The sequence below is a fragment of the Gordonia sp. DT218 genome (genome assembly GCF_049847105.1).
Lineage (GTDB): Bacteria > Actinomycetota > Actinomycetes > Mycobacteriales > Mycobacteriaceae > Gordonia.
Genome location: NZ_JBNCNS010000005.1, coordinates 26,730 through 49,560, shown reverse-complemented (window position 1 = coordinate 49,560; position 22,831 = coordinate 26,730). Strand labels below are relative to the sequence as shown.

26 protein-coding genes and 1 tRNA gene are annotated in these 22,831 nt (G+C 66.7%); 14 read left to right on the top strand and 13 right to left on the bottom strand.

The genetic code is table 11. The features are described from left to right. Positions 1-62: 62 nt before the first annotated feature. Positions 63-1,841, bottom strand: a complete 1,779-nt coding sequence (locus ACPXCG_RS18495; protein WP_425793540.1) for a DEAD/DEAH box helicase — start codon at positions 1,839-1,841, stop codon at positions 63-65. Between the two features lie 237 nt (positions 1,842-2,078). On the opposite strand from ACPXCG_RS18495, the gene ACPXCG_RS18490 reads away from it, so the two are divergent. The 3 genes from ACPXCG_RS18490 (at position 2,079) to ACPXCG_RS18480 (ending at position 6,370) form a co-directional block, all read left to right on the top strand. Continuing rightward, complete coding sequence (locus tag ACPXCG_RS18490; RefSeq protein WP_425793538.1) at positions 2,079-3,863, top strand: AMP-dependent synthetase/ligase; 1,785 nt, start codon at positions 2,079-2,081, stop codon at positions 3,861-3,863. A gap of 144 nt (positions 3,864-4,007) precedes the next feature. Further along, positions 4,008-5,165 (top strand): OpgC domain-containing protein, encoded by a 1,158-nt coding sequence (opgC, locus tag ACPXCG_RS18485; protein ID WP_425793537.1) that lies wholly within the window; start codon positions 4,008-4,010, stop codon positions 5,163-5,165. After that, complete coding sequence (locus tag ACPXCG_RS18480) at positions 5,162-6,370, top strand: trans-sulfuration enzyme family protein (protein ID WP_425793536.1); 1,209 nt, start codon at positions 5,162-5,164, stop codon at positions 6,368-6,370. Before opgC ends, ACPXCG_RS18480 begins: the two co-directional genes overlap by 4 nt. A gap of 57 nt (positions 6,371-6,427) precedes the next feature. On the opposite strand, the gene ACPXCG_RS18475 is transcribed toward ACPXCG_RS18480, so the two are convergent. Next, positions 6,428-7,942, bottom strand: a complete 1,515-nt coding sequence (locus tag ACPXCG_RS18475) for a DUF7059 domain-containing protein (protein WP_425793535.1) — start codon at positions 7,940-7,942, stop codon at positions 6,428-6,430. Then, positions 7,939-8,142: a hypothetical protein gene (locus ACPXCG_RS18470; protein ID WP_425793534.1), complete on the bottom strand. Its 204-nt coding sequence runs from the start codon at positions 8,140-8,142 to the stop codon at positions 7,939-7,941. The genes ACPXCG_RS18475 and ACPXCG_RS18470 overlap by 4 nt, the downstream gene beginning before the upstream one ends. Before the next feature lie 117 nt (positions 8,143-8,259). Here ACPXCG_RS18470 and ACPXCG_RS18465 point away from each other — a divergent pair, with 117 nt between their 5' ends. From ACPXCG_RS18465 to ACPXCG_RS18455, 3 genes are read left to right on the top strand one after another with little or no spacing between them, the layout of a single operon-like run. Beyond that, positions 8,260-8,820: a MarR family winged helix-turn-helix transcriptional regulator gene (locus tag ACPXCG_RS18465; RefSeq protein WP_425793533.1), complete on the top strand. Its 561-nt coding sequence runs from the start codon at positions 8,260-8,262 to the stop codon at positions 8,818-8,820. Further along, positions 8,817-9,239: an organic hydroperoxide resistance protein gene (locus tag ACPXCG_RS18460; protein ID WP_425793532.1), complete on the top strand. Its 423-nt coding sequence runs from the start codon at positions 8,817-8,819 to the stop codon at positions 9,237-9,239. Before ACPXCG_RS18465 ends, ACPXCG_RS18460 begins: the two co-directional genes overlap by 4 nt. Next, positions 9,232-9,606 (top strand): DoxX family protein, encoded by a 375-nt coding sequence (locus tag ACPXCG_RS18455; protein ID WP_425793531.1) that lies wholly within the window; start codon positions 9,232-9,234, stop codon positions 9,604-9,606. The genes ACPXCG_RS18460 and ACPXCG_RS18455 overlap by 8 nt, the downstream gene beginning before the upstream one ends. A gap of 27 nt (positions 9,607-9,633) precedes the next feature. Here ACPXCG_RS18455 and ACPXCG_RS18450 read toward each other — a convergent pair whose 3' ends face one another. Further along, the gene (locus ACPXCG_RS18450) at positions 9,634-10,686 is read right to left on the bottom strand and encodes a LacI family DNA-binding transcriptional regulator (RefSeq protein WP_425793530.1); all 1,053 of its coding nucleotides are present in this window, start codon (positions 10,684-10,686) and stop codon (positions 9,634-9,636) included. Between the two features lie 114 nt (positions 10,687-10,800). On the opposite strand from ACPXCG_RS18450, the gene ACPXCG_RS18445 reads away from it, so the two are divergent. The 5 genes from ACPXCG_RS18445 (at position 10,801) to ACPXCG_RS18425 (ending at position 14,987) form a co-directional block, all read left to right on the top strand. Then, on the top strand, positions 10,801-11,817 hold the full coding sequence (locus ACPXCG_RS18445) for a Gfo/Idh/MocA family protein (protein WP_425793528.1): 1,017 nt from the start codon (positions 10,801-10,803) through the stop codon (positions 11,815-11,817). A 21-nt stretch (positions 11,818-11,838) separates the two neighbouring features. Next, the gene (locus ACPXCG_RS18440; protein ID WP_425793527.1) at positions 11,839-12,744 is read left to right on the top strand and encodes a sugar phosphate isomerase/epimerase family protein; all 906 of its coding nucleotides are present in this window, start codon (positions 11,839-11,841) and stop codon (positions 12,742-12,744) included. A gap of 31 nt (positions 12,745-12,775) precedes the next feature. After that, complete coding sequence (locus ACPXCG_RS18435; protein WP_425793526.1) at positions 12,776-13,651, top strand: sugar phosphate isomerase/epimerase family protein; 876 nt, start codon at positions 12,776-12,778, stop codon at positions 13,649-13,651. A 1-nt stretch (position 13,652) separates the two neighbouring features. Next, positions 13,653-14,678: a Gfo/Idh/MocA family protein gene (locus ACPXCG_RS18430; RefSeq protein WP_425793525.1), complete on the top strand. Its 1,026-nt coding sequence runs from the start codon at positions 13,653-13,655 to the stop codon at positions 14,676-14,678. Between the two features lie 141 nt (positions 14,679-14,819). Continuing rightward, positions 14,820-14,987, top strand: a complete 168-nt coding sequence (locus ACPXCG_RS18425) for a hypothetical protein (protein WP_425793523.1) — start codon at positions 14,820-14,822, stop codon at positions 14,985-14,987. A 1-nt stretch (position 14,988) separates the two neighbouring features. Here the strand turns inward: ACPXCG_RS18425 and ACPXCG_RS18420 are convergent. Beyond that, positions 14,989-15,073 (bottom strand) — tRNA-Leu (locus ACPXCG_RS18420). A gap of 78 nt (positions 15,074-15,151) precedes the next feature. Between ACPXCG_RS18420 and ACPXCG_RS18415 the strand changes: the two genes are divergently transcribed. From ACPXCG_RS18415 to ACPXCG_RS18405, 3 genes are all read left to right on the top strand, one after another. Then, complete coding sequence (locus ACPXCG_RS18415; RefSeq protein ID WP_425793522.1) at positions 15,152-15,589, top strand: transcriptional regulator; 438 nt, start codon at positions 15,152-15,154, stop codon at positions 15,587-15,589. Beyond that, complete coding sequence (locus ACPXCG_RS18410) at positions 15,586-15,930, top strand: DUF3817 domain-containing protein (RefSeq protein WP_425793521.1); 345 nt, start codon at positions 15,586-15,588, stop codon at positions 15,928-15,930. The genes ACPXCG_RS18415 and ACPXCG_RS18410 overlap by 4 nt, the downstream gene beginning before the upstream one ends. Positions 15,931-16,061: 131 nt before the next feature. After that, positions 16,062-17,168 carry a glycosyltransferase gene (locus tag ACPXCG_RS18405; RefSeq protein ID WP_425793520.1) on the top strand — a complete coding sequence of 369 codons (1,107 nt, stop codon included), beginning with the start codon at positions 16,062-16,064 and terminating at the stop codon, positions 17,166-17,168. Between the two features lie 16 nt (positions 17,169-17,184). Here ACPXCG_RS18405 and ACPXCG_RS18400 read toward each other — a convergent pair whose 3' ends face one another. The 8 genes from ACPXCG_RS18400 to ACPXCG_RS18365 form a co-directional block, all read right to left on the bottom strand. Beyond that, positions 17,185-17,802, bottom strand: a complete 618-nt coding sequence (locus ACPXCG_RS18400; RefSeq protein ID WP_425793519.1) for a non-canonical purine NTP pyrophosphatase — start codon at positions 17,800-17,802, stop codon at positions 17,185-17,187. Beyond that, positions 17,799-18,557 carry a ribonuclease PH gene (rph, locus tag ACPXCG_RS18395; protein ID WP_425793518.1) on the bottom strand — a complete coding sequence of 253 codons (759 nt, stop codon included), beginning with the start codon at positions 18,555-18,557 and terminating at the stop codon, positions 17,799-17,801. Before rph ends, ACPXCG_RS18400 begins: the two co-directional genes overlap by 4 nt. Before the next feature lie 62 nt (positions 18,558-18,619). Next, the gene (locus ACPXCG_RS18390) at positions 18,620-19,387 is read right to left on the bottom strand and encodes a cyclic nucleotide-degrading phosphodiesterase (RefSeq protein ID WP_425793517.1); all 768 of its coding nucleotides are present in this window, start codon (positions 19,385-19,387) and stop codon (positions 18,620-18,622) included. 87 nt (positions 19,388-19,474) lie between these two features. Continuing rightward, the gene (murI, locus tag ACPXCG_RS18385; protein ID WP_267631625.1) at positions 19,475-20,275 is read right to left on the bottom strand and encodes a glutamate racemase; all 801 of its coding nucleotides are present in this window, start codon (positions 20,273-20,275) and stop codon (positions 19,475-19,477) included. A gap of 44 nt (positions 20,276-20,319) precedes the next feature. Further along, positions 20,320-20,949: a rhomboid family intramembrane serine protease gene (locus ACPXCG_RS18380; protein WP_425793515.1), complete on the bottom strand. Its 630-nt coding sequence runs from the start codon at positions 20,947-20,949 to the stop codon at positions 20,320-20,322. A gap of 186 nt (positions 20,950-21,135) precedes the next feature. After that, positions 21,136-22,107, bottom strand: a complete 972-nt coding sequence (locus ACPXCG_RS18375) for a PLP-dependent cysteine synthase family protein (RefSeq protein ID WP_425793514.1) — start codon at positions 22,105-22,107, stop codon at positions 21,136-21,138. 6 nt (positions 22,108-22,113) lie between these two features. Continuing rightward, complete coding sequence (locus ACPXCG_RS18370) at positions 22,114-22,386, bottom strand: MoaD/ThiS family protein (RefSeq protein WP_425793512.1); 273 nt, start codon at positions 22,384-22,386, stop codon at positions 22,114-22,116. 3 nt (positions 22,387-22,389) lie between these two features. Then, positions 22,390-22,797 (bottom strand): Mov34/MPN/PAD-1 family protein, encoded by a 408-nt coding sequence (locus ACPXCG_RS18365; RefSeq protein ID WP_425793990.1) that lies wholly within the window; start codon positions 22,795-22,797, stop codon positions 22,390-22,392. Positions 22,798-22,831: the final 34 nt, after the last annotated feature.

Here is a 22,831-nt window from a genome sequence, read left to right as displayed (position 1 = left end):
CTCGATCCGGCAAGTTTTACACCACGAAATACCAAACCCCACAGGTATCTCGTCGGATTCGTTCAGCTCCGGCCGCGGCCGGCCACTCGCGGCGTGGTCCGCTTGCCCCAGTGATCCGGTCGTTTCCCGTGGCCGTCGCGCGCAGGCCCGCCGCGCTGACCCTGTCCGCGTTTGGCGCCGCCTCGCGACCGCGGTGGCCCGTAGTCACGGCGGATGTCGATGGGAGTCTTCCCGATCCTGGTGTTCCGCAGGCCGGCAAGGGTCTCGTTGTCGAGATTCTCCGGGAGCTCGACGAGGGAGAAGTCGTCGCGGATGCTGATGTTGCCGAAGTCCCCGCGGGACAGTCCGCCCTCGTTGGCGATCGCGCCGACGATCGCACCCGGGGAGACCTTGTGCTTACGTCCGACCGCGATCCGGTAGGTGGCGAACTGGCCGCCGCCGGACCCTCGTGGAGCACGCTCGCGCCGATCGGCGCGCTGCCCCTCCGGCGGGTCGGGGGACATGAGGAAACCTCCGTCGCGGGTCTCGAGCGCGAGCGCCGCGGCGATGTCGGCCATCGTGACGTCCTTGTCGCGCGCGTAATCCTCCACGAGCTTGCGGAACAGGTCGAGGTGGTCGGACCCCAGGTTCTCGTTGATCGAATCCGCGAATTTCGCGACACGCTGCGCATTCACGTCCTCGACGCTGGGCAACCCGATCTCGGTCAGGGTCGACCGCGTCGCCCGCTCGATGGCCCGCAGCAGATGTCGCTCCCGCGGCGACACGAACAGCAGCGCGTTTCCCGACCGTCCGGCGCGCCCGGTGCGGCCGATCCGGTGCACATACGACTCGGTGTCGTGTGGGATGTCGTAGTTGACGACATGGGAGATGCGTTCGACGTCGAGTCCTCGCGCAGCCACATCCGTGGCGACCAGGATGTCGATCGCCCCACCCTTGAGCTGGTTGATGGTCCGCTCGCGCTGGGCCTGGGCCATGTCGCCGTTGATCGCGACCGCGGAGAAGCCGCGCGAGCGCAATTTCTCCGCCAGTTCCTCGGTGGCTGATTTGGTGCGGACGAAGACGATCATCGCGTCGAACGTCTCGACTTCGAGGAACCGGGTGAGCGCATCGAGTTTGCGCTGGTGGGACACCTGTAGGTACCGCTGGGTGATGTTCTGTGCGGTCGCGGTCTTGGACTTGACCGTGATCTCCTGCGGATTGTCGAGATACCGCTGCGCCAATCGACGGATCGCGCTGGGCATGGTCGCCGAGAAGAGCGCGACCTGCTTGGAGTCCGGCGTCTCGGCCAGGATCCGTTCGACGTCCTCGGCGAACCCCATGGTGAGCATCTCGTCCGCCTCGTCGAGGACGAGGTATTCCAACTGGGAGATGTCCAGGGTGCCCTTGTCCAAGTGATCGATGACGCGGCCCGGCGTCCCGACGATGACCTGCGCACCCCGCTTGAGTCCGGCGAGCTGGACGCCATAGCTCTGGCCGCCGTAGATGGGCAGCACCCGAACCTGCGGCATGTGCGACGAATAGCGTCCGAATGCCTCGGACACCTGCAGGGCGAGCTCACGCGTGGGAGCCAGCACCAGCGCCTGCGGGCGACGCGCCGAGGCGTCGAGCCGAGAGAGGATCGGGATCGCGAACGCGGCGGTCTTGCCCGTTCCGGTCTGAGCGAGACCCACCACGTCGCGGCCGGCCATCAGCGGCGGGATGGTGGCGGCCTGGATCGGTGACGGTGTCTCGTACCCGACGTCGGTGATCGCCTGGCGGACCTGCGGGTCGATGTCCAGGTCGTCGAATGTGACGCCGGGGCCGTCGGCGTTGTCGGCCTTCTCGTCGGTGGACTCACTCATGTGCGATCTGTCCGTTCATCACTGCCACTCTAATCCGCCGAGGCCGCTGGCGAGGAATCTCACCGAACGACGACGTCACAGGGTCGACCTGCCCTTGCTCACGCAGCGCACCGAGCTGTGATCGCGCCCACTGGATACTGGTACTGTCAGTGACACTCAACAGACAGCTGACGGAGTTCACGCGGGCCCGCCCGTGTCCGTTATGTACCAATTTCGTTGCGCACAGGGGAGCCCGCCATGGAGCAGTATTCCACCCCGTCGAACCTTTCCATCGAGGACAAGGCGACGACCGTCGACAGCATTCTCCGGTACCGATCGGAGCGCCCGACGATGCCGTTGTTCCGGAAGCGGTCCGGGAATCAGTGGGTGAATGTGACGGCGAAACAGTTTGCCGACGAGGTCGACGCGGTGGCCAAGGGCCTCATCGCCTCCGGGATCAAGCCGGGCGAACGCGTCGCGATCCTGTCGTCCACCCGCTACGAGTGGACCGTCCTGGATTATGCGATCTGGCGCTCGGGGGCCACGACGGTGGCGATCTACGAGACGTCCGCGCCGGATCAGGTGAAGTGGATTCTCGAGGACTCGGGGACGTCGATGTTGTTCATCGAGCAGCACGCCCACCAGACCAAGCACATCCGCGTCATCGAAGAAGCTCCCGAGCTACGGGAGACCCTCATCATCGACGACCACGCACTGGCGACGATCACCAAGCGCGGCGCCAAGATCGGCGACGCGGAACTCGACACCCGCCACGCCAACGCGCTCTCCTCGGACGCGGCGACCCTGATCTACACCTCCGGCACCACCGGCAGGCCGAAGGGTGTGGTCCTGACCCACGCCAACTTCCTGGCCGAGTGCGAAGCCACCCGCGACGCCGTCGGCGCCGGCCTGGTCGAGGGCAAGTCGACGCTGTTGTTTCTCCCGCTGGCGCATGTGTTCGCCCGAGTCGTCGCGGTCGGTTGCGTGGAGAACGGGGTCGTCCTCGGTCACACCAACGACATCCCGAACCTCATCGACGACCTCGGCAAGTTCAATCCGAACTACGTGTTGTCGGTGCCGAGGGTCTTCGAGAAGGTCTACAACTCCGCCAAGCAGAAGGCATACGACGGCGGCAAGGGCAAGATCTTCGACCGCGCGGCCGAGACGGCGATCGAATACAGCAAGGCGATGGAGAACGGTGGCGCCGGCCTCGGCCTGAAGCTCAAGCACGCGCTGTTCGACCGCTTGGTGTACGGCAAGCTGCGCGACGCGCTCGGCGGCCAGTGCGAGGGCGCGATCTCCGGCGGAGCACCACTCGGTGCGCGACTCGGACACTTCTTCCGCGGCGTCGGCATCCCTGTGTACGAGGGCTACGGGCTGTCCGAGACCACCGCGGCCGTGACCGCCAACAACGAGGAGCATCAGCGTGTCGGCTCCGTCGGTCGCCCGGTTCCCGGCGTGACGGTGGGGATCGCCGACGACGGCGAGGTGCTGCTGAACGGTCCCGTGGTCTTCGGCGGCTATTGGAAGAATGCCAAGGCGACCGAGGAGTCCATCGTCGACGGCTGGTTCCACACCGGCGACATCGGTCATCTCGACGACGGCTTCCTGTTCATCACCGGACGCAAGAAGGAACTGATCGTCACAGCCGGTGGCAAGAACGTCTCGCCGGCCCAGCTCGAGGACACCATCCGGGCACATCCGATGGTCAGCCAGTGCCTCGTGGTCGGCGACAACAAGCCGTTCATCGCCGCACTGATCACCATCGACCCGGAAGCGATCCCGGGATGGCTCGAGCGTCACCACCTGCCGGCCGACACGTCGCCCGCCGAGCTCGCCGAGAACGAGACGCTGCACGCCGAGATCGACGCCGCGGTCAAAGATGCGAACGGGAAGGTGTCGAAGGCCGAGGCGATCAAGAAGTTCACCATCCTGGACACCGACTTCACCATCGAGTCCGGTGAGCTGACGCCGACGATGAAGTTGAAGCGCAACGTGATCCACGACGCGCAGAAACGCGCCATCGCCGACCTCTACACCTGATCGCCCACCGGGACGGGACGACACCCGTCGGGTTCGGCGACCGGCGCCCGGCTCCCCTCTTCGGGAGCCGGGCGTTCCCGTCGGGTGGGGTGACCACGGTCGCCGTGGCGTCCCCGGACGATCGACAACGTAAGGTGTCATCCGATGAATCGAGATCTCGCCATCGACGCGACGCGGGGGCTCGCGATCTGGAGCATGATCTCGCTGCACTTTGCCGCCGGCACGCTCATCGCCGCACCCACCCACGCATACCCGTACGTGGACGGGATGTCGGCGTTCGTATTGCTATCGGGAATGGTGCTGGGGCTGGTCTACCGGCGCTGGATCGAACGCATCTCGTTGCGCTTCGCCTACTGGCGACTCACCAAGCGACTGGCGGTCCTCTACGTATGCCAGCTGACGATCGCGCTGATCGCGGTCGCGGCGGCCATCGAGGGCCATCGCTGGCTGACCCTGCTGCTCCCGATCGACGGTTGGGGCCAAGGACTGGGCCTGGCATTGCAGATGCGATACCTACCGAGCGGCGGGAACATCCTGTTGCTCTACATGGTGCTGATGGCATCGGCCTATGTCCTCTTCCCCATGTTGATGCGGGGATGGTGGCCGGTCGTCCTCGGGGGTTCGATTGCCCTGTACGTGGTCTCGCTGATGTTCTCGCCCGACTGGCTCTACCTGACGGCGACCATGGCGGCGCCGCGAATCCAGAACTGGGCGGCGTGGCAGATCATGTTCGTCCCGGCGGTGGTGGTCGGTTGGAAGTGGCGGGATTGGCGGGTGCCCGAGTTCATCGATCGGTGGCTCCCCGTGATCGTGGCGGTCGCGATCGGTGTCGCGCTGATCCTGCATTTCGTGGTCGATGCGGGTCCGTGGATACAATTCGAGCCGGCGATCGCCGACAAGTTGGATTTCCGACCCGCCCGTGCGATCGGCGCGTGGCTCGTGGTCCCGGCGATCTACGGGATCTTCCGCGTGTTACTGCGTTGGTGGCACAAGGATTGGCTGCGGCCCCTCGTGATGACCGGCACCCGCAGCCTCGACTCCTATGTGTTGCAGGCGATCGCGCTCGTGCTCATACCGATACATGTGGCCCACCGACCGTGGGAATCGGTGACGACCACCTGCGTGGTCCTCACTGTTTTCGGCCTCTGCTGGGCGTGGTCGGAGTTCCGGAGTGCCTGCCACATCGACAAACTCCACCGGCTGCCGGTCATTCTCGCGCGGCGGATCGAACGACGCAGCCATCAGGCACTTCCATCCACTGTGGCGGCACAACCCGCCGAGACCGTCGGAGCTGCATCATGACGTCGTCAGAATCATCCCACCGGCAACCACTGGGCGCCGTCGGCGACCACACGCTGTGTGTCCACGCCGGCAACACGGAGGGCTCGTCGGGCGCCATCCGGACGCCGATCACCATGGCGAACTCCTATCGCCTGCCCGACGACCCGTCCACGATGAACTGGTCCGCGACCGACCGGCTGTTCTACACCCGCAACTCGGGCGCCAACCAGATCGCGTTGCAGGAGAAGCTCGCGGCGCTCGACCACGGTGAGGATGCCGTCGCTCTCGCTTCCGGTGTCGCGGCCCTGCACGCGATCTTCTTCACCCACGTCGCGGCCGGTGATCACGTCGTGGTGTCGGACACCACCTACGAGGCGACCTGGAAGCTCTGGTCGTCGTTGTTACCCCGCAAGTACGGGATCGAGGCCACCTTCGTCGACGTCACCGACCTCGACGCCGTACGCGCGGCAGTGCGCCCCACCACCCGCTTGCTGATCACCGAGGCCGTCGCCAACCCGACGACGAAGGTCGCCGACATCGCGGCCCTCGCCGACATCGCTCACGGCGCCGATGCACTGCTGGTGGTGGACTCGACGTTCACCCCACCACCGCTCTACCGCCCCATCACCGATGGCGCCGACCTCGTGGCCCACTCGCTCACGAAGTACATCAACGGACACGGAGACGCGATGGGCGGTGCGGTCATCGGGCGGACAGATCTCGTCGAACCGATCAAGGCGGAGGCGATGGTCGATGTGGGCGGGGTGATCTCACCGTTCAACGCGTGGCTCATCTCACGCGGATCGATAACCCTCCCGTTGCGACTGGCCCAGCATCAATCGAATGCGCAGCGATTGGCCGGGTTTCTCGAGGCGGACGAGCGGATCGCGTTCGTCGCCTATCCCGGCCTGGAATCGCACCCGCAACACGAGCTCGCCACACGACAATTCGGCGGCCGCGGCTTCGGCGGGATGATGGCGTTCGCGGTGAACGGCAGTCCCGACGCGCAGAATCGTTTCGTTTCCCACCTGCGGGTGATCACCTCGGCGGTCTCCCTCGGCCACGACGAGTCGTTGATCGTGCACGTCGGCACCGACGGTCCCCGGGTGGCCGCCTACCCGGCCGACTTCCGGCGATGGGGACATCTCCGGTTCTCGGTCGGCCTCGAGGATCACGCCGACCTCGAATCGGACCTCCGCGCCGCATTGGACGCGACCTTCGGTTGACACCGACCTCGGCGTGAGAACAGCTGCCGCACAACGTGAATGTGACCGAGACCTGCCTCAGGTCGCCTCGTAGAGAATCCCCCGCCCGACCGCTTCACGCACGACCGGCAACGCCGCCTCGGCGAGCGCTCCCTCGTCCACTCCGTGAAAGCCGGCGAGCAGGTCGATCAGCGTGCCGAGCGGCACCTGCCCCCGACATCCCGCGAGCAGCGCTCGCGACACCTCGTCGACCCCGAGCAGGGCACCCGGCCCGCCTGGCCGGCGCACCGCCGCCGAGATCTGCTGCCAGCCTTCTTCTCCGGGCAGTGACTGCTCCTCCAGGAAGATCGGCGCGGTCGACAACCGGGCGCTGAGTAGATGCGCGTCAGACGTGGTCCGGAGGTAGTGACGCCGGGCCAGGAATGCCTGGGCTTCGGTTCCCGTCACCTCCTCCCCCGCCCCGGTGATCTCCTCGATGACCAGGTCGGGCTCTCCGACCTCCCCCTCGATCCGGCGGCGCATCGTGATGAGTCCCATGCCGATGCCGGCGATCCCGGAGTCGGCGAACCAGTCGAGCCACTGCGCGCCGCGTTCGGCGACGGTGTCGGATGACTCTCCCGCGTCGGACAACCAGAGCGAGATGTAGCTGACCGGGTCGGCCAGCTCGCGTTGGACGACCCAGGCATCCAGTCCTGTTCGAGCCAGCCAGCCGCGCACCCGGTCCCGCCAGTCCGCGTCCGTCGGCACGATCCAGTTGGCCAGGATCTGCGCCGTGCCACCGGGATTCAGGTGGTCGGGGATCTGCCTGATCAGGTCGGCGCACAGTGCGTCGCCGATCATGCCGGAATCACGATAGACGTAATCCTGGGCGCCGGCGCCGACGACGAACGGCGGGTTGGAGACGATCAGGTCGAACCGCTCACCCGCCACCGGCTCGAACAGGCTGCCGGACCGTAGCTCCCAGCGCATCCCGTTGAGTCGTGCGGTTGCTCCGGCGAGAGCGAGAGCGCGCTCGTTGGTATCAGTCGCCACGATCTCGTCACAGTGGGTGCCGAGATGCAGGGACTGGATGCCACAACCGGTCCCGATGTCGAGCGCGCGGCGCACCGGCGTGCGGATCACCGCGCGCGCCAACGACACCGACGCGCCACCGATGCCGAGCACATGTTCACGGTCGACCGGTCCCGACCTCATCACCGCATCCTGGTCCGACACGACCAGGTACTCGCGGACGTCGTCGGCGTGCGGCCGGATGTCGAGCGTCGCGCGGATCATCTCGGCGCCGAACCGGGCGATCACACCGTTGACGATCAGCGCACCCACCCCGGCCGTTGGAAATGCCTGAGCAACCGCTGTTTCCGACTCATCGGAACCGAGGAGGAAGAGCCTGATCACCGTGGCGAGTCGAGACGAGTCCTCCTGCGCCCGACGGGTGGCGTGCAGCGCAGGCCACCAGATCCCCCGGCCGAGCGCCTCGTTCGCCTCGTCACCCAGCAGCTCGGCCACACCGTCGGCACTGTAGCCCGCGGATCGCAGGTCGGCACCGAGCGCATCGACCACCGCGTCGTCGGCCAGCGGTTGTGCGGCGCTCATCCGACCTTCCGATACTTCTTGTGCATCGCCTGTTTCGAGACCCCGAGCAAGGTGCCGATCTCGGCCCACGACAGGCCCGCATGGCGCGCACGGCGCACCGCAACTTCTTCCTCGCGGGCGATGTCGCGGCGGACCGCGGCAATCCGCGTCAGCTCCTCGATCGGCGTATCGCCGTCGTCGCTGTCGATGCCGGTCTTCATCCCTCCAGGGTGCCGGCCACCCGGCGATTCGTCAACCCAGGTTGACACGCTTCACCGCACAGTCAAATGTCCCACAACCATGTTGTGCACAACAAACAATGCGCTAGTGTCGTATGGGTGACCTCCGTCCGCCTCGACGACCAGCTCTGCTTCGCGCTCTACACCGCATCCCGTGCGGTGATCGCGGCGCAGCGCCCCGGCCTCCGTGAACTCGGACTCACTTATCCGCAATACCTCGCGATGCTCGTGCTGTGGGAAGAAGACGAGATCTCGGTCGGCCGACTGTGCCAGCGCCTCCACCTCGACTCCGGAACGGTGTCACCACTGGTCCGACGACTCGAGACGTTGGGCCATGTCACCCGCCGCAGGTCAGACGACGACGAGCGATCGGTCACCGTGGCCCTCACTCCCGAGGGGGTCGCGCTGGGCGGGCACGCGGATTGCGTCTACGAATCCCTCGCGTCGGCGATCGTCGATGTTGCGGAGGAGGATTTCGGCGCAGACGAATCCGGCGCAGGCGAATCCGGCGCAGGCGAATCGGAAGCTCAAGAATCGGGCGCCGACGTCTCGTTCGACCCTGCGGCACTCATCGCACTCCGCACCACCCTGCACGAACTCACCGACGAGTTGCGCCGACACCTCGACGCGCCCGCATCACCGAAAGGAATCGAATCATGAAGGCGATCTACACGGCAGAGGCACTGGCGACCGGCGACGGTCGCAACGGTCATGCCCGGACCTCCGACGGCAAGCTCGACTTCGACCTCGACATGCCGAAGGAACTCGGCGGCTCCGGGGTGGGCACGAACCCCGAGCAGCTCTTCGCCGCCGGATATGCCGCCTGCTTCCACAGCGCCCTGCGACTCGTGGCCGGCCAGGAAGGTGGGGACGTGACCGATTCTGCTGTCGGAGCACGGGTTTCGCTCGGTTCGACCGAATCGGGCGGATTCGGGCTCGCGGTCGAACTCGAGGTGTCACTCCCGTCGGCCGATCACGCAACAGCGAAGTCGCTGGTCGAGAAGGCTCACGAGGTATGCCCGTACTCCAATGCGACGCGCGGCAACATCGACGTCACACTCTCGCTCGCCGATGACTGACACGCACCGCGTCGCCGGTCTGACGTTGGGCGCGGTCCTCGCCACCGCGGGCATCGGGCACATGACGTTCCAACGTGAGGAGTTCCAGGCCCAGGTGCCGGACTTCGTCCCGCTCGGCGCAGATGCCACGGTGCTCGCCTCCGGTGTCGCCGAGGTCGGACTCGGGCTCGGGCTCATCGGACTGCCGAAACAGCGTCGCGCGCTGGGCGCGCTGGCCGCGGCGTTCTTCGTCGCGGTGTTCCCTGGCAATATCCATCAGTACCGGAACAAGATCGATGCGTTCGGTCTCGACTCGGATCGCAAACGTCTCATCCGGCTGTTCGGCCAGCCCGCGCTCGTCGCCCTGGCCCTGTACGCCCGCGGCTGAGATACACGGCAGCACCCTGCTCGAAGGTCAGCGGGGTGCCGCCGTCGTCCGTCTGACCACCAGTTCTGGCGTGTGCCGATAGACCCGCCGCGGGGCGGCGAGTCTGTCCATGCGCTGGATGAGGAACTTCGCCGCCTGCGCACCGACGGTGAAGTTCCCGTTGTCGATGGAGGTCAGCGAGATGTGCCGCAGGCCGGCCAACTGCGTATTGTCGTAGCCGAGGAGCGCCAGGTCACGGGGCACCGAGATGCCTCGGTCATCGGCCGCGGACATCGCACCCAGGCACGTCATGTCGTTGAAGCCGAAGATCGCGGTGGGCGGCGCAGCGGAGTCGAGTAGTCGCGCGGCCGCCGCATGTCCGCCGTCCTCGGTCATGCCGCCGTACTCCACCATCACGGATTCGACCGCCGCACCCGACTCGGCGATGGTCTCCTCGAATCCCCGCCGACGGAGGGTCCCGACCACGCCCGGCCCCTGGATGTGCGCAAGTCGGCGATGCCCCAGCGCGAGAAGGTGTTCGGTGGCCAGCCGCGCGCCGACGAGATCGTCGTCGACCGAGATGTCCACGGTCGGCATATCCGGCTCGAGGGTGCCGGCGAGCACCACCGGAATCGACTGCGCCGCCCGCTCGACATCCACGTGTGCGTCGGTCGTACCCACCACCACCAGACCGTCCACCTGCCGGGACAGCAATGTCTCCACGGTGTCGCGACCGACCTGGTGATCAAGTCGACTGTCCACCAGGATCGGCGCGACATCCACCGCGTCCAACGTCGTCGCCAGGCCTTCGATCAGACTGACGTACCACGGGTTCCGCAGGTCGTTGATCACCACACCGACGGTGCCGCTACGAGCCTCCGACAGACCTCGCGCGATGGAGTTCGGCCGGTAGCCGAGTTCGGCCATCGCCGCGCGCACCCGCTCCCGACGTTCTTCGCTGACATTCGGCTCGTCGCGCACCACCCGCGAGACCACGGACTTCGACACGCCCGCGTGAGCGGCAACGTCGCGGATCGTCGCAGCTCGTCGACCGCCGACGACGGCAGCACCGCCATCGGGATTCACTTCGTCAACACTCACAGTCGTTCATCCTATTGCCCTGGTGATCTGCACCACGTATGGTGACTGGGACCGGTCCCATAGTGTCCCACTGTCCCACGGTTCGCCGGTTTCCGACAGAAGGAGCGCGCGCGAATGGTCCGCATGGCGCTGATCGGCGCAGGGTTCATCGGCTCGGTTCATGCCGAGAACCTCGCCGCCCATTCAGGTGTCGAGTTCGTCGGCGTCTACGACGTCGACACCGCGCGCTCCACCGACCTTGCTACCCGGAACCTCACTCGGGCAATTGATCTCGATGCGGCTTTCGCCTCCTCGGAGGTCGACGCGGTATTGATCGCCTCGTCGACCGACACGCATGCCGATCACCTCCGACGCGCCGCGGAGTCCGGACTGGCCGTTCTCTGCGAGAAGCCGATCGATCTCGATCTGCAGCACGCGATCGACGCCGTCGGCGAGGTGGGGGCCGCCGGGAGCCCGATGATGGTCGACTTCAACCGACGCTTCGACCGCGACTACGCACAACTCCATCATGCGGTGCGCGCGGGCGAGATAGGCACCGTCGAACTCGTCCAGATGACCACCCGAGGTCCGGCCCTGCCGCCGTTGGACTACGTCGCGGTCTCCGGCGGTCAGATGCGGGATCAGACCGTGCACTTCTTCGACCTCGCGCGTTGGATCACCGGCGAGGACCCCGAGTCGGTGTTCGCCACGGGCTCCGTGTTCACCGATCCCGGCCTGACCGATCTCGGCGACGTCGACACCTCGGTCGTGATCCTCCGGATACCCAGTGGCGCACTCGTTCAGATCGACAGCGTGCGTCGCATCGGTTACGGGTACGACGAGCGTATCGAGGTGCTGGGCTCCGACGGGATGATCGAGGCAGGTCGGCAGCGCGTCGGGTCGGTCACCCGCTATCGCGCCGGGAGCCTGGTCACCGACGGCATGCATCCTGGATGGTTCGGGCGGGTCGCCCCGACCTATCGCAGCGCACTCGACCACTTCGTGTCCGCGGTCGACTCCGGCACCCCGATCGGCCCCACGCTGCCCGAGGCACTCAAGGCCCAGGCGATCGCCGAGGCCGCCACCAGGTCTCTGCGCTCGGGCGTACCCGAGACCATCTCGTATCCGGCACTCTCTGCCACCAGTATCTGAACACCCGAAGGGACAACATCAGTGAGCAACATCATCGTCGGTTCTGCACCTGACTCATGGGGCGTCTGGTTCCCCGAGGATCCCCAGCAGACCCCGTACACCCGATTCCTGGACGAGGTGGCCGCATCCGGTTACGAGTGGATCGAACTCGGACCGTTCGGCTATCTGCCGACCGATCCGGAACAACTCCTCGACGAACTCGGCGAGCGGGGCCTGAGACTGTCCGCGGGCACCGTCTTCGAGCACCTCCACCAAGACGACTCGTGGGATGCCGTGTGGTCTCAGATCGAGGACGTCGCCAAGCTCACCGCAGCCGTGGGCGGCAAGCATGTGGTGGTGATCCCGGAGATGTGGCGTGACCCGGCGACCGGTGTGGTCCTCGAGGACCGCCACCTCACCGACGACCAATGGCTCGCCAAGACCCGGGGCATGAACGAGCTCGGCAAGGCCATGTTCGAGAAGTACGGCGTGCGCGCCCAATATCACCCGCACGCGGACAGCCACGTGGACACCGAGGAGAACATCTATCGGTTCCTCGAGAACACCGACGGCGAGTTCGTCAATCTGTGCCTCGACACCGGGCACGTGAGCTACTGCGGCGGCGACAATCTGGCCATCATCCGCAAGCACCCCGAGCGCCTCGGCTATCTACACCTCAAGCAGGTCGACGAGGCCGTGCGCGCGAAGGTCGCCGCCGACGACCTTCCGTTCGGTGAGGCGGTCCGTCTCGGCGCGATGACCGAACCTCCGCGCGGCATCCCGGAGATGCCGCCGCTGCTCGACGCCGTCGCCGACCTGGACATCGACATCTTCGCGATCGTCGAACAGGACATGTACCCGTGCGCCCCCGACGCCCCGCTGCCGATCGCCCAGCGCACCGCGCGCTACCTCGGTTCCTGTGGCGTGCCTGCCGTCCGTTTCAGCTGACGCCTGACACCCCACCGAGGAAGGTCCCGACATGAAGGTCGCGCTCGACCCCACCCCGTTCCACCACAGCCACTCGCTGCTCGAATTGCCCGGCGTCGTGGCCGATCTCGGCTACGAGTACCTCCAGCTGACGCCGCACGCGGACATGATCCCGTTCTTCAACCACCCCAAGGCCGACGACGACCTCGTCGCGAAGTTTCGCAAGGCCTGCACGGACGCCGGCGTCGGCATCGCGTCGGTGCTACCGGTCCTGCGCTGGTCCGGCCCCGACGAGGACGCCCGCGAAGCCGCTGTCCGCTACTGGAAGCGGGCCATCCAGATCACCATCGATCTGGGCGTCAACGTGATGAACACCGAGTTCTCCGGCCGCCCCGAGAACGCCGAGGAATCCGAGCGCGCCTTCTACCGCTCGATGGAGCAACTGGTGCCGATCATCGAGCGTGAGGGCATCGACGTACGGATCGACCCGCACCCCGACGACTTCGTCGAGGACGGCCTGGCCGCGATCCGGATGATCCGCGGGATCAATTCGAAGAACTTCGGCCTCGTCTATGTGGCCTGCCATTCCTTTCACATGGGTGACAACACGGCCGAGATCATGACCACCGCCGGCGACATGCTGCGATTGGTGCACGTCGCCGACACCATGGATCACCATGCGTCACATGGCCTTCGGTACATCACCAATCCGCCCGGCAACGCGGTCCGGGTGCACCAGCACCTGAAGATCGGTGACGGTGACGTGAACTGGGAGGAGTTCTTCGGCACGCTCGGCGAGATCGGTTTCTACGACCGTGACGACGCCGTCATGGTGTCCAGTGTCTTCGCCGAGAACGAGAACGCGAGCGACGTCTCGCGGTATCAGCTGGCGACCATGACCGACTACGTCGACAAGTACCGGAACTGACGTGCCGGGGCACCTGCCGGCACCCCGAACGCTCGACCCGTCGACGGCGCCCTCACTGCGCTGGGGAATCATGGGACCGGGCTGGATCGCACAGCGGTTCGTCGGGGCGCTGCACAAGCACACCGGTCAGCGGGTCATAGCGGTCGGATCTCGATCTGCCGATCGTGCCGACGAGTTCGCCAGGCGCATGGGCATTCCCACCGCACACGCCGGTTACGAAGCGCTCCTCGGCGATCCGGATGTCGACATCGTCTACGTCAGTACGCCGCATCCGCAGCATCATCGATGTGCGCTGGACGCGATCGCGGCCGGCAAGCACGTCCTCATCGAGAAGCCTGCCGGGATCAACGTCGCCCAGGCGCGCGAGGTCTTCGCGGTCGCCCACGCGGCCGGCGTGTTCGCGGGCGAGGCGATGTGGACGAGGTTCCTGCCGAAGTTCGATGTGATCCGCCAACTCCTGGACGACGGGACACTGGGGACACTGCGCACCGTGGCCGCCGATCACGGCGAGTACTTCACCACCGCCCACCGGATCTACGATCCGGCGCTCGCGGGCGGCCCGATGCTGGACCTGGGCACCTACCCGGTGGCCTTCGCCCAGTGGGTCCTCGGTGAGGTGCATACCGTGTCGGCGATCGGCGTAGCCGCGAATCACGAACTCAACGGCCAGATCTCGGTCACCCTGGGCCATCGTGACGGCGGCCAGTCCTTCGTCTCGACGACGATCCTGGCCGACACGCCGACCACCGCATCCGTCGCCGGTGAGGACGGGTACCTGGAGCTAGCCGGGCCGTTCTACCAGCCGGGGCCGTTCCGGCTGGTGCCGCGGGCCGGTGAACCGCTGGTCCATGAGGAGGAGTCGGCATCCCATGAGGACGGGCTGCACTTCTCGGCCGCCGATGCGGCGCGACGGATCGTCGACGGCGCCATCGACTCCGCCATCCATCCGTCCGCGGACGTGGTCGCGACCCTCGGGGTGATGGACCGCATCCGTGCAGAGATCGGGATCGTGTTCCCGGGCGAATGAGGGCCATGCCCGTCGTCGCCGAGCGGGCACAGTTTCCCGCCCATCGGGCACAGTTTCCCGCCAATCGGACGCAGGTACCCGTCGCAGCGCTGTATGCAGGCGGACTTGTCGATCGGGCACCCCCTGTGCGTACCGTGGGGTATGTCCACATGGTTGATCGTCGCAATCCTGGTCACCGTCTGGGTGACGATTGCCGTCGTCGTGGCACTCATCGTGGGCCGCATGCTCCGCCTGCGAGACGTCAACGAGAAGCACGACGAGCATCAGGAAAGGACGTCCGACGATACGAGGCGCCAGGACCGTCGCTGAGTGGTGCGCGAGGCGGGACTTGAACCCGCACGTCCTGAGACACTGGAACCTAAATCCAGCGCGTCTGCCAATTCCGCCACTCGCGCGTGTCGCCGGCCACACCGGCGCCTGCGTCAGAGTACCGCCCGTGAACCGATCATCGCTGGCCAGGTACCGTCGACGGTATGGAATCGGGCTCCTCCACCCCCAGGCACCGGCATCGTCCGGCACTCATCGTCCTGGTGATCGTCGCGGCACTGGCGTGTCTCGCGCTGGCGTGGTGGCAGTGGGACCGGTACGAGTCCGCGTCGGGCACCGCCCAGAATCTCGGATACGCCCTGCAGTGGCCGGCGTTCGCCGTCGCCGTGATCTGGGCCTATCGGCGTTTCGTTGTCCTGGAAAGTGATCCGGAGGAGAAGGCCAAGATCGCGCCCGGCGCCAAGGGGGCGACCGAGATCCCCGCGGGCCTGCTGCCCGAGCGGCCCACCACTTCGAGTGCGTCATCGCTGTCGTCCGCGCCGTCGGAATACGACGATTCCGCGCTGGCCGAGTACAACGCATACCTGACCGAACTCGGTCGGTCAGACGAATCTCTGTCGAGCAGTGAGGAACATCGCAGGTGACCGAAACAACCAGTACCACCACCGGCACACCCGTGGAGAAGGTCCGGCCTGCGTTGCTGCGCTACCGCGTCCTCGCCTGGATCACGGGCCTGTGGTTGCTCCTGCTGGTCGCCGAGCTGATCCTCAAGTACGGATTCGGTGTCGACGCGCTCGACTTCGTGCCGATCGTGCACGGTTGGGTCTACTTCGTCTATCTGATCGTCACCATCGATTTGGCGATCAAGGTGCGCTGGCCGCTCGGCAAGATCGTCATCACCGCGATCGCGGGCACCATTCCGTTCCTGTCCTTCTACTTCGAGCACATCCGTACGAAGGACGTGAAGGCGCAGTACGGCCTCTGACGCTCAAGGCGGGCGCTGTGCGCCCGATCGACGAACTTCTGCGCCCGATCGGCGAGGTGTTCACCCGCTGATCGGCGGCTCGTGAGGCAACAGTCGGTAGGGGTTCACCCCGGTCCGACCTCATTGAGCGGGTGCGCATCGTGCAGCTCGCCAACTTCTACGGAGCCCGGTCGGGTGGACTGCGCACCGCGATCGACCGTTGGGGCGCCGGGTACGTGGCAGACGGTCATGAGGTGATCCTGGTGGTTCCCGGCGTCGACGATCACACCGAGACCCTGCCAAGCGGGGTCCAACGGATCTCGGTGAGCGCGCCGCGACTGCCGTTCTCAGGCGGCTACCGTGTCGCATCGGCCAGACGCGTCGCCGACATCCTCAGCCATCTCGGGCCCGACGCGCTCGAGGTATCGGATCGCCTCACCCTTCGCGGTTTCGGCCGATGGGCGCGCCGGCGCGACATCCACTCGACGATGGTGTCGCACGAACGGCTCGACCGACTCCTCGCGATGACCATGCCCAACCCGTTGGCGCGCGCACTCGCCGACGAGGCGAACCGAAGAACCGCCGACTCCTTCGACACGGTGGTGTGCACCACCGACTTCGCAGCCGCCGAGTTCGCCCGCATCGGCGCGGCCAACATCGAGCACGCGCCCCTCGGCGTCGACCTCGACGTCTTCGACCCACGCCACGCCGATCCCGCCGTCGGCGCCCGGTTCGCCGATCACACGACCACCTTGATCACCCACTGCGGGCGCCTGTCCCCCGAGAAGCGGGCCGACCGCAGCATCGCCGCGATCGGGCGATTGCACAAGTCACGCCGCAAGGTACACCTGGTGGTCGCCGGCGACGGACCCCGACGACCCGCCCTGCAGCGCGCGGCACGCGACCTACCGGTCACGTTCCTCGGTCACGTCGCCGACCGCGGTGAGGTCGCCGCACTGCTCGCCACCACCGAGATCTCTCTGGCCCCGGGTCCGCATGAGACCTTCTGCCTGTCGGCGCTCGAGTCCCTGGCCTCGGGGACCCCGGTGGTCGCGTCCACGTCGTCGGCGGTGGCCGGCATGGTCGACGCGAGTTGTGGTGCGCTGGCTGCCAATTCGCCCGCCGCATTCGCCGACGCCATCGAGGAGGTGCTCGCCCTGCCGCGGCCGGACCGGGAATCGGCTGCCCGACGTCGGGCGTCGGGGTACCGATGGCCCGACTCGATCGCCCGCATGCTGGCCGTCCACCGAGGAGGGTGACGTGACCGGTACTCTCTCAGCCTCCGGCGAGGACCCGGAGCGCGGGAACCAGCAGCGCCAGCGCCTTGCCACGGTGACTGAGCGCATCCTTCTCCGCTCCGGACAGCTCGGCCGATGAACGGCCTTGAGCAACGTCGTCGTCCGGCACGAACAACGGGTCGTAGCCGAAACCGTTGTCCCCGCGCGGCGCGCGCAGCATCGTGCCCCGCCATTCACCGAACGCGACGGCCTCTCTACCCGACGGCTCGACCAGGGCACACGCCGACACGAACGCCGCACCGCGCCGATCGTCGGGAACGTCGTGGATCTGCGCCAGGAGAAGATCGTTGTTGGCCTGGTCGTCGCCGTGACGACCGCACCAGCGCGCCGACAGGACGCCCGGCATCCCGTTCAACGCATCCACTGCGAGGCCGGAATCGTCCGCGAGACAAGCCAACCGGGTTGCGCGTGCACCGGCCACGGCCTTGATCAGCGCATTCTCCTCGAATGTTGCGCCGGTTTCGGGTACTTCCGGGTACTCGGGCACGGCGTCGAGACCGACCACGTCGATCCCGATGACCCCGGCGGCATCCAATACGCGCCGTAACTCGCCCAGCTTCTTGGCGTTGCGGCTGGCGACGAGGACGGTCGTCATTGCTTCGAACCGGGCAGCTCGCCCGGGTACGGCTGCGCCATGACTTCGCGTTGCGCCGCGAAGAGCTGCTCTGTCCCGAGCGTCGCCACGTCGAGCAGTTTGTCCAGGGTGGCGCGCGGGAATGTGGCGCCCTCACCCGTCCCCTGCACCTCCACGAGGGTGCCGGCGTCGGTGGCGACCACATTCATGTCGACCTCGGCGCGCGAATCCTCTTCGTAGGGAAGGTCGAGCCGGACACGACCATCGACGACACCCACACTGACCGCCGCGATCATGCACGACAACGGCTGCGGATCGCTGAGCCGCCCGGCGGCACCGAGCCACGTGACGGCGTCGGCGAGAGCCACGTAGGCGCCGGTGATCGCTGCGGTGCGGGTCCCGCCGTCGGCCTGCAGCACGTCGCAGTCGATGGCGATGGTGTTCTCGCCCAGCGCCGCCAGATCGATGCAGGCCCGCAACGACCGTCCGACGAGCCGGCTGATCTCATGGGTACGTCCGCCGACCTTGCCCTTCACCGATTCGCGGCGGGAACGTTCGTGCGTCGACGACGGCAGCATCGCGTACTCGGCGGTGAGCCAGCCCAGACCCGAACCACGACGCCAGGGCGGCACGCCGTCGGTCACGCTGGCCGTGCACATCACGCGGGTCTGGCCGAACTCGACGAGCACGGAGCCCGCCGGATGGCTCGTGAATCCGCGGGTGAAGGTGATCGGTCGCAGTTCGTCGTCGGTCCTGCCATCAGCTCGTGTCGTCACGATCCCAACTGTAACTACCCGTCTGACGGGTGATCGACCGGCCTGCCGGGCGTTGGCAGGCCTCAGGGAACGAGATCGAAAACCTGTCCGGGCCGCACCAGGTCGACCGGTCCGGAGAAGGTCGAGCGCGCCTCGCTCAGGATGGCCTCCGCGTCGAACCACGGGGCGAGATGCGTCAACGCCAGCGACCGCACCCCCGCCTTGGTGGCGATCTGACCGGCCTCGTACCCCGAGAGATGCAAGTTGGGCGGTCGCTCGTCCGGTGCATGGGTCCAGGTCGCCTCACACAGGAAGATGTCGGCGCCGGCCGCCACGTCGACCACCTCGTCGCACATCGCGGTGTCGCCGCTGTAAGCGATCACCTGCCCGTCGGGCCCGGTGAGACGCATTCCGAAGGTCTCGGGCGGATGGTTGACCTTCGTCGGGACGATCTCCACACCGTCCAGCATTTCGGGAACACCGTCCTGCCACTCGACGATGTCGAAGGTGTCCGAGATGTCGTCGATGTCGCCGGGGATCTCCGCGGACGCCGCACCCACCCGCAACGCGGTACCGGGCGGGCCGTACAGCCAGGCCCGGCAGGGCGCTGGGCACGGCGCATAACGTCGCCACACCAGCATCGCGGGCAGGTCGAGGCAGTGGTCGGCGTGCAGATGGCTGAGGACGACGTCCACCTCGACGGGGTCGACCACCTTCTGCAATTCGCCGAGCACACCGGGACCGCAGTCGATGAGCACCGGACGACGGCCTTCGGTCGACAGCAGATATCCGGAGCAGGCGGCGCCGGGGCCGCCCACACTTCCGGAACATCCGAGGACCGTCAGACGCATATGCCCTACTGTGCCACGCCGTCGTCGGATAGCGATCAGGTACGGGTCACAACTGGCCAACGACTGTTCACAGGAGCGATGCGGCGATCACAGATGCTGTACCTGACCGATCGCCGGACCGAGAAAACGGCTGGACAGGCGGGCGAAGAACTCGGGGTCGCCCGTCGACCGGAACTCCCGGACGGCGTCACGGTCGGAGTGAGGGTGCAGATGATCGCGCTCCGTCAGCACCCGAAAGAGGTCCTTGGCCGTCTCCTCCGCACTGGACACCAGGGTGACCTGATCACCCATCGCCAGTTGGATGACGCCGGACAGCAACGGATAGTGCGTACACCCCAGGACGACCGTGTCGACGTCGGCCTCCTGCAAGGGTTCGAGGTAGCCCTGCGCCAGACCGAGGATCTGCCGGCCGCTGGTGATACCCCGTTCGACGAAGTCGACGAACCGCGGACAGGCCACCGCCGTGATCTCCGCGTCCCGGGCCGCGGCGAACGAGTCCTGGTAGGCGCGTGAGGCGATGGTCGCCTCGGTGCCGATCACGCCGATACGTCCGGTCTTGGTCGCCACCACCGCGCGGCGGACTGCAGGGAGGATCACCTCGACCACCGGGATCGGCGCATAACGCTCCCGGGCGTCGCGCAGACACGCTGCCGAGGCCGTATTACAGGCGATCACAATCGCTTTCACGCCCCGTTCGGCGAGATCATCGCCGATGGTCAGGGCGTGTCGTCGGATGTCGGGGATGGCGAGCGGGCCGTACGGGCCGTTGGCGGTGTCACCGATGTAGATGACGTCCTCGTCGGGGAGGAGGTCGATGATCGCGCGCGCCACCGTCAATCCGCCCACGCCGGAGTCGAAGATGCCGATGGGGGCCGTCGGGTCACCCAGCCCGGCTGCGACGTGAGCGCGCCCGTCGCCGTTGTTGTTCGCCGCTATGACGACACCCCCGGGAACTGGGGTGTGCCGGGATTGACCTTGCGACGACGGTCCCGGTCGGCGAGGAACCAGGCGGCGAGCACCCCTCCGAGCGCACCGAAGAGGTGCCCTTGCCAGGAGACGCCCGGATTGCCCGGCAGCACACCCCACAGGATCGATCCGTAGACCAGGAACAGGACGGCTCCGGCCAGTATCTGCCACAGGTCCCTGGTGAACAGTCCACGGATGAGCAGGTATGTCAGCCAGCCGAAGATGATCCCGGACGCACCTACGGTCGCCGTGTACGCCGGTCCGAACAGCCACACGCCCATCCCGGACACCACCCAGACGATCAGCGTGACGAGGACGAAGCGCCTCGTCAGCAACAAGAGGAATCCGAGGATGAGCCCGGGGATGAGATTCCCGATGAGGTGCGCCCAGTCGACATGGAGAAACGGCGCCCAGAGGATGCCGTCGAGGCCGTCGACCTGACGCGGCACGATACCGGCGTCGTCGAGCCGGTAATCGGTGGCCGCATCGATCGCCTCGATCACGAACAGCAGCACGGCGATCGCGGCCATGATCAGCGCCGAGCGCTGCCAGAGGGGCCGCGGCGTGGGCCGTGCGGGTGCCGGATTGGCTGTCATCTGGGTCCTCGTCGGTGGTGGTCTCGATACGTCGACTCGCTCCGCTCGCCGACTACTCGACCAACGGTTGGGGCCAGTCGGCCCCACGCTCGCCGACTACTCGACCAGCGGTTGGTGCCAGTCGGCCCCACGCTCGCCGACTACTCGACCAGCGGTTGGGGCCAGTCGACTCCAGACCAGCGCAGGTCATGCCCAGAGCTGGCCCTCGAGCGCCTGCTCTGCCTGCTCCAGGCTACCTTCGTACGCTCCGGTGCTCAGATACTTCCACCCGGCATCGGGGATGACCAGGCCGATGTCGGCGCGTTGGCCGTTCTTCATCGCACCCCGGCCGACTCCGCGTGCGGCCTGCAGGATCGCCCCGGTGGAGATACCCGCGAAGATCCCCTCGGCATCGATGAGCTCGCGCACCCGGGCGACCGCGTCGACGCCCTGGACGGAGAACCGACGGGTCAGCACCGAGTCGTCGTAGAGCTCGGGCACAAAACCTTCGTCGATGTTGCGCAGCCCGTAGACCTCGTCGCCGTAACGCGGCTCGGCGGCGACGATCTCGATCTCGGGGTTCTGCTCACGCAGGTAGCGGCCGACACCCATGAGGGTCCCCGTGGTGCCGAGCCCCGCCACGAAGTGCGTGATCTCCGGCAGGTCCGCGAACAGCTCCGGTCCGGTTCCCTCGTAGTGGGCGAGCATGTTGGCCTCGTTGCCGTACTGGTACAGCATCACCCAGTCGGGATGTTCGGCGGCAAGATCTTTCGCCATCGCGACCGCCGTGTTGGAGCCACCGGCCGCCGGCGACGAGATGACTTGCGCACCAAACATCTTCAACAGCGACCGGCGTTCCTCCGAGGTGTTCTCGGGCATCACGCAGATCAGCTGATAACCCTTCAGCCTGGCGGCCATCGCCAGCGAGATCCCAGTGTTGCCGCTGGTCGGTTCGAGGATCGTCGATCCGGGTGACAACAACCCGTCACGCTCGGCCTGCTCGATCATCCGCAACGCGGGACGGTCCTTGATGGAACCGGTCGGATTACGATCCTCGAGTTTGGCCCACAGGCGCACATGCGGACCGTCGGCCGTCTCGTCCCAACGCGGTGAGAGTCGCCGTAGCCCGATCAGGGGTGTGTGCCCCACCGAGTCGATGAGCGACGTGTAGCGAGCCACCGAGATCTATCCGCCCGCGACGGCGGGCAGGATCGTCACGTCGTCACCGTCGCCGATCGTCGTGTCGAGACCGCCGGAGAACCGCACGTCCTCGTCGTTGACATAGACGTTGACGAAGCGATGCAGCTTGCCGTCGGCGACGAGTCGTTCCTTGATCCCCGGGTTGGCCGACTCGAGATTGTCGATGACCTCCGAGAGGGTCGCGCCGGACGCCTCGACGCGCTTCTCACCACCCGTGTGTGTACGCAGGATGGTCGGGATGGACACGGTTACCGCCATGGGTCAGCTCCTGATCTCTATCGGCTCTTCGGTCACCACACCATCGACGATGCGATAGCTGCGGATCTCCGCGTTGTCGGCGTCCCGGGTGGACACCAGCACGTAGTGGGCATTCGGTTCACTCGCATACGAGATGTCGGTGCGACTCGGGTAGGCCTCGGTCCCGGTGTGCGAGTGGTAGATCACCACCGGCTCCTCGTCGAGGCGATCCATCTCCCGCCACACCTTCAACTGCTCGCCCGAATCGAATCGGTAGAAGGTCGGCGAGCGCTCCGCGTTGACCATCGCGACAAACCGATCGGGTCGATCCGACCCCTCGGGCCCGGCGATGATCCCGCACGCCTCGTCCGGGTGGTCGGCGCGAGCGTGCGCGACCATCGCATCGACCAATTCCTGACCGATCGTCAGCACTTCGTCCCACCTCTCGTCACGCTCGGCGACAACG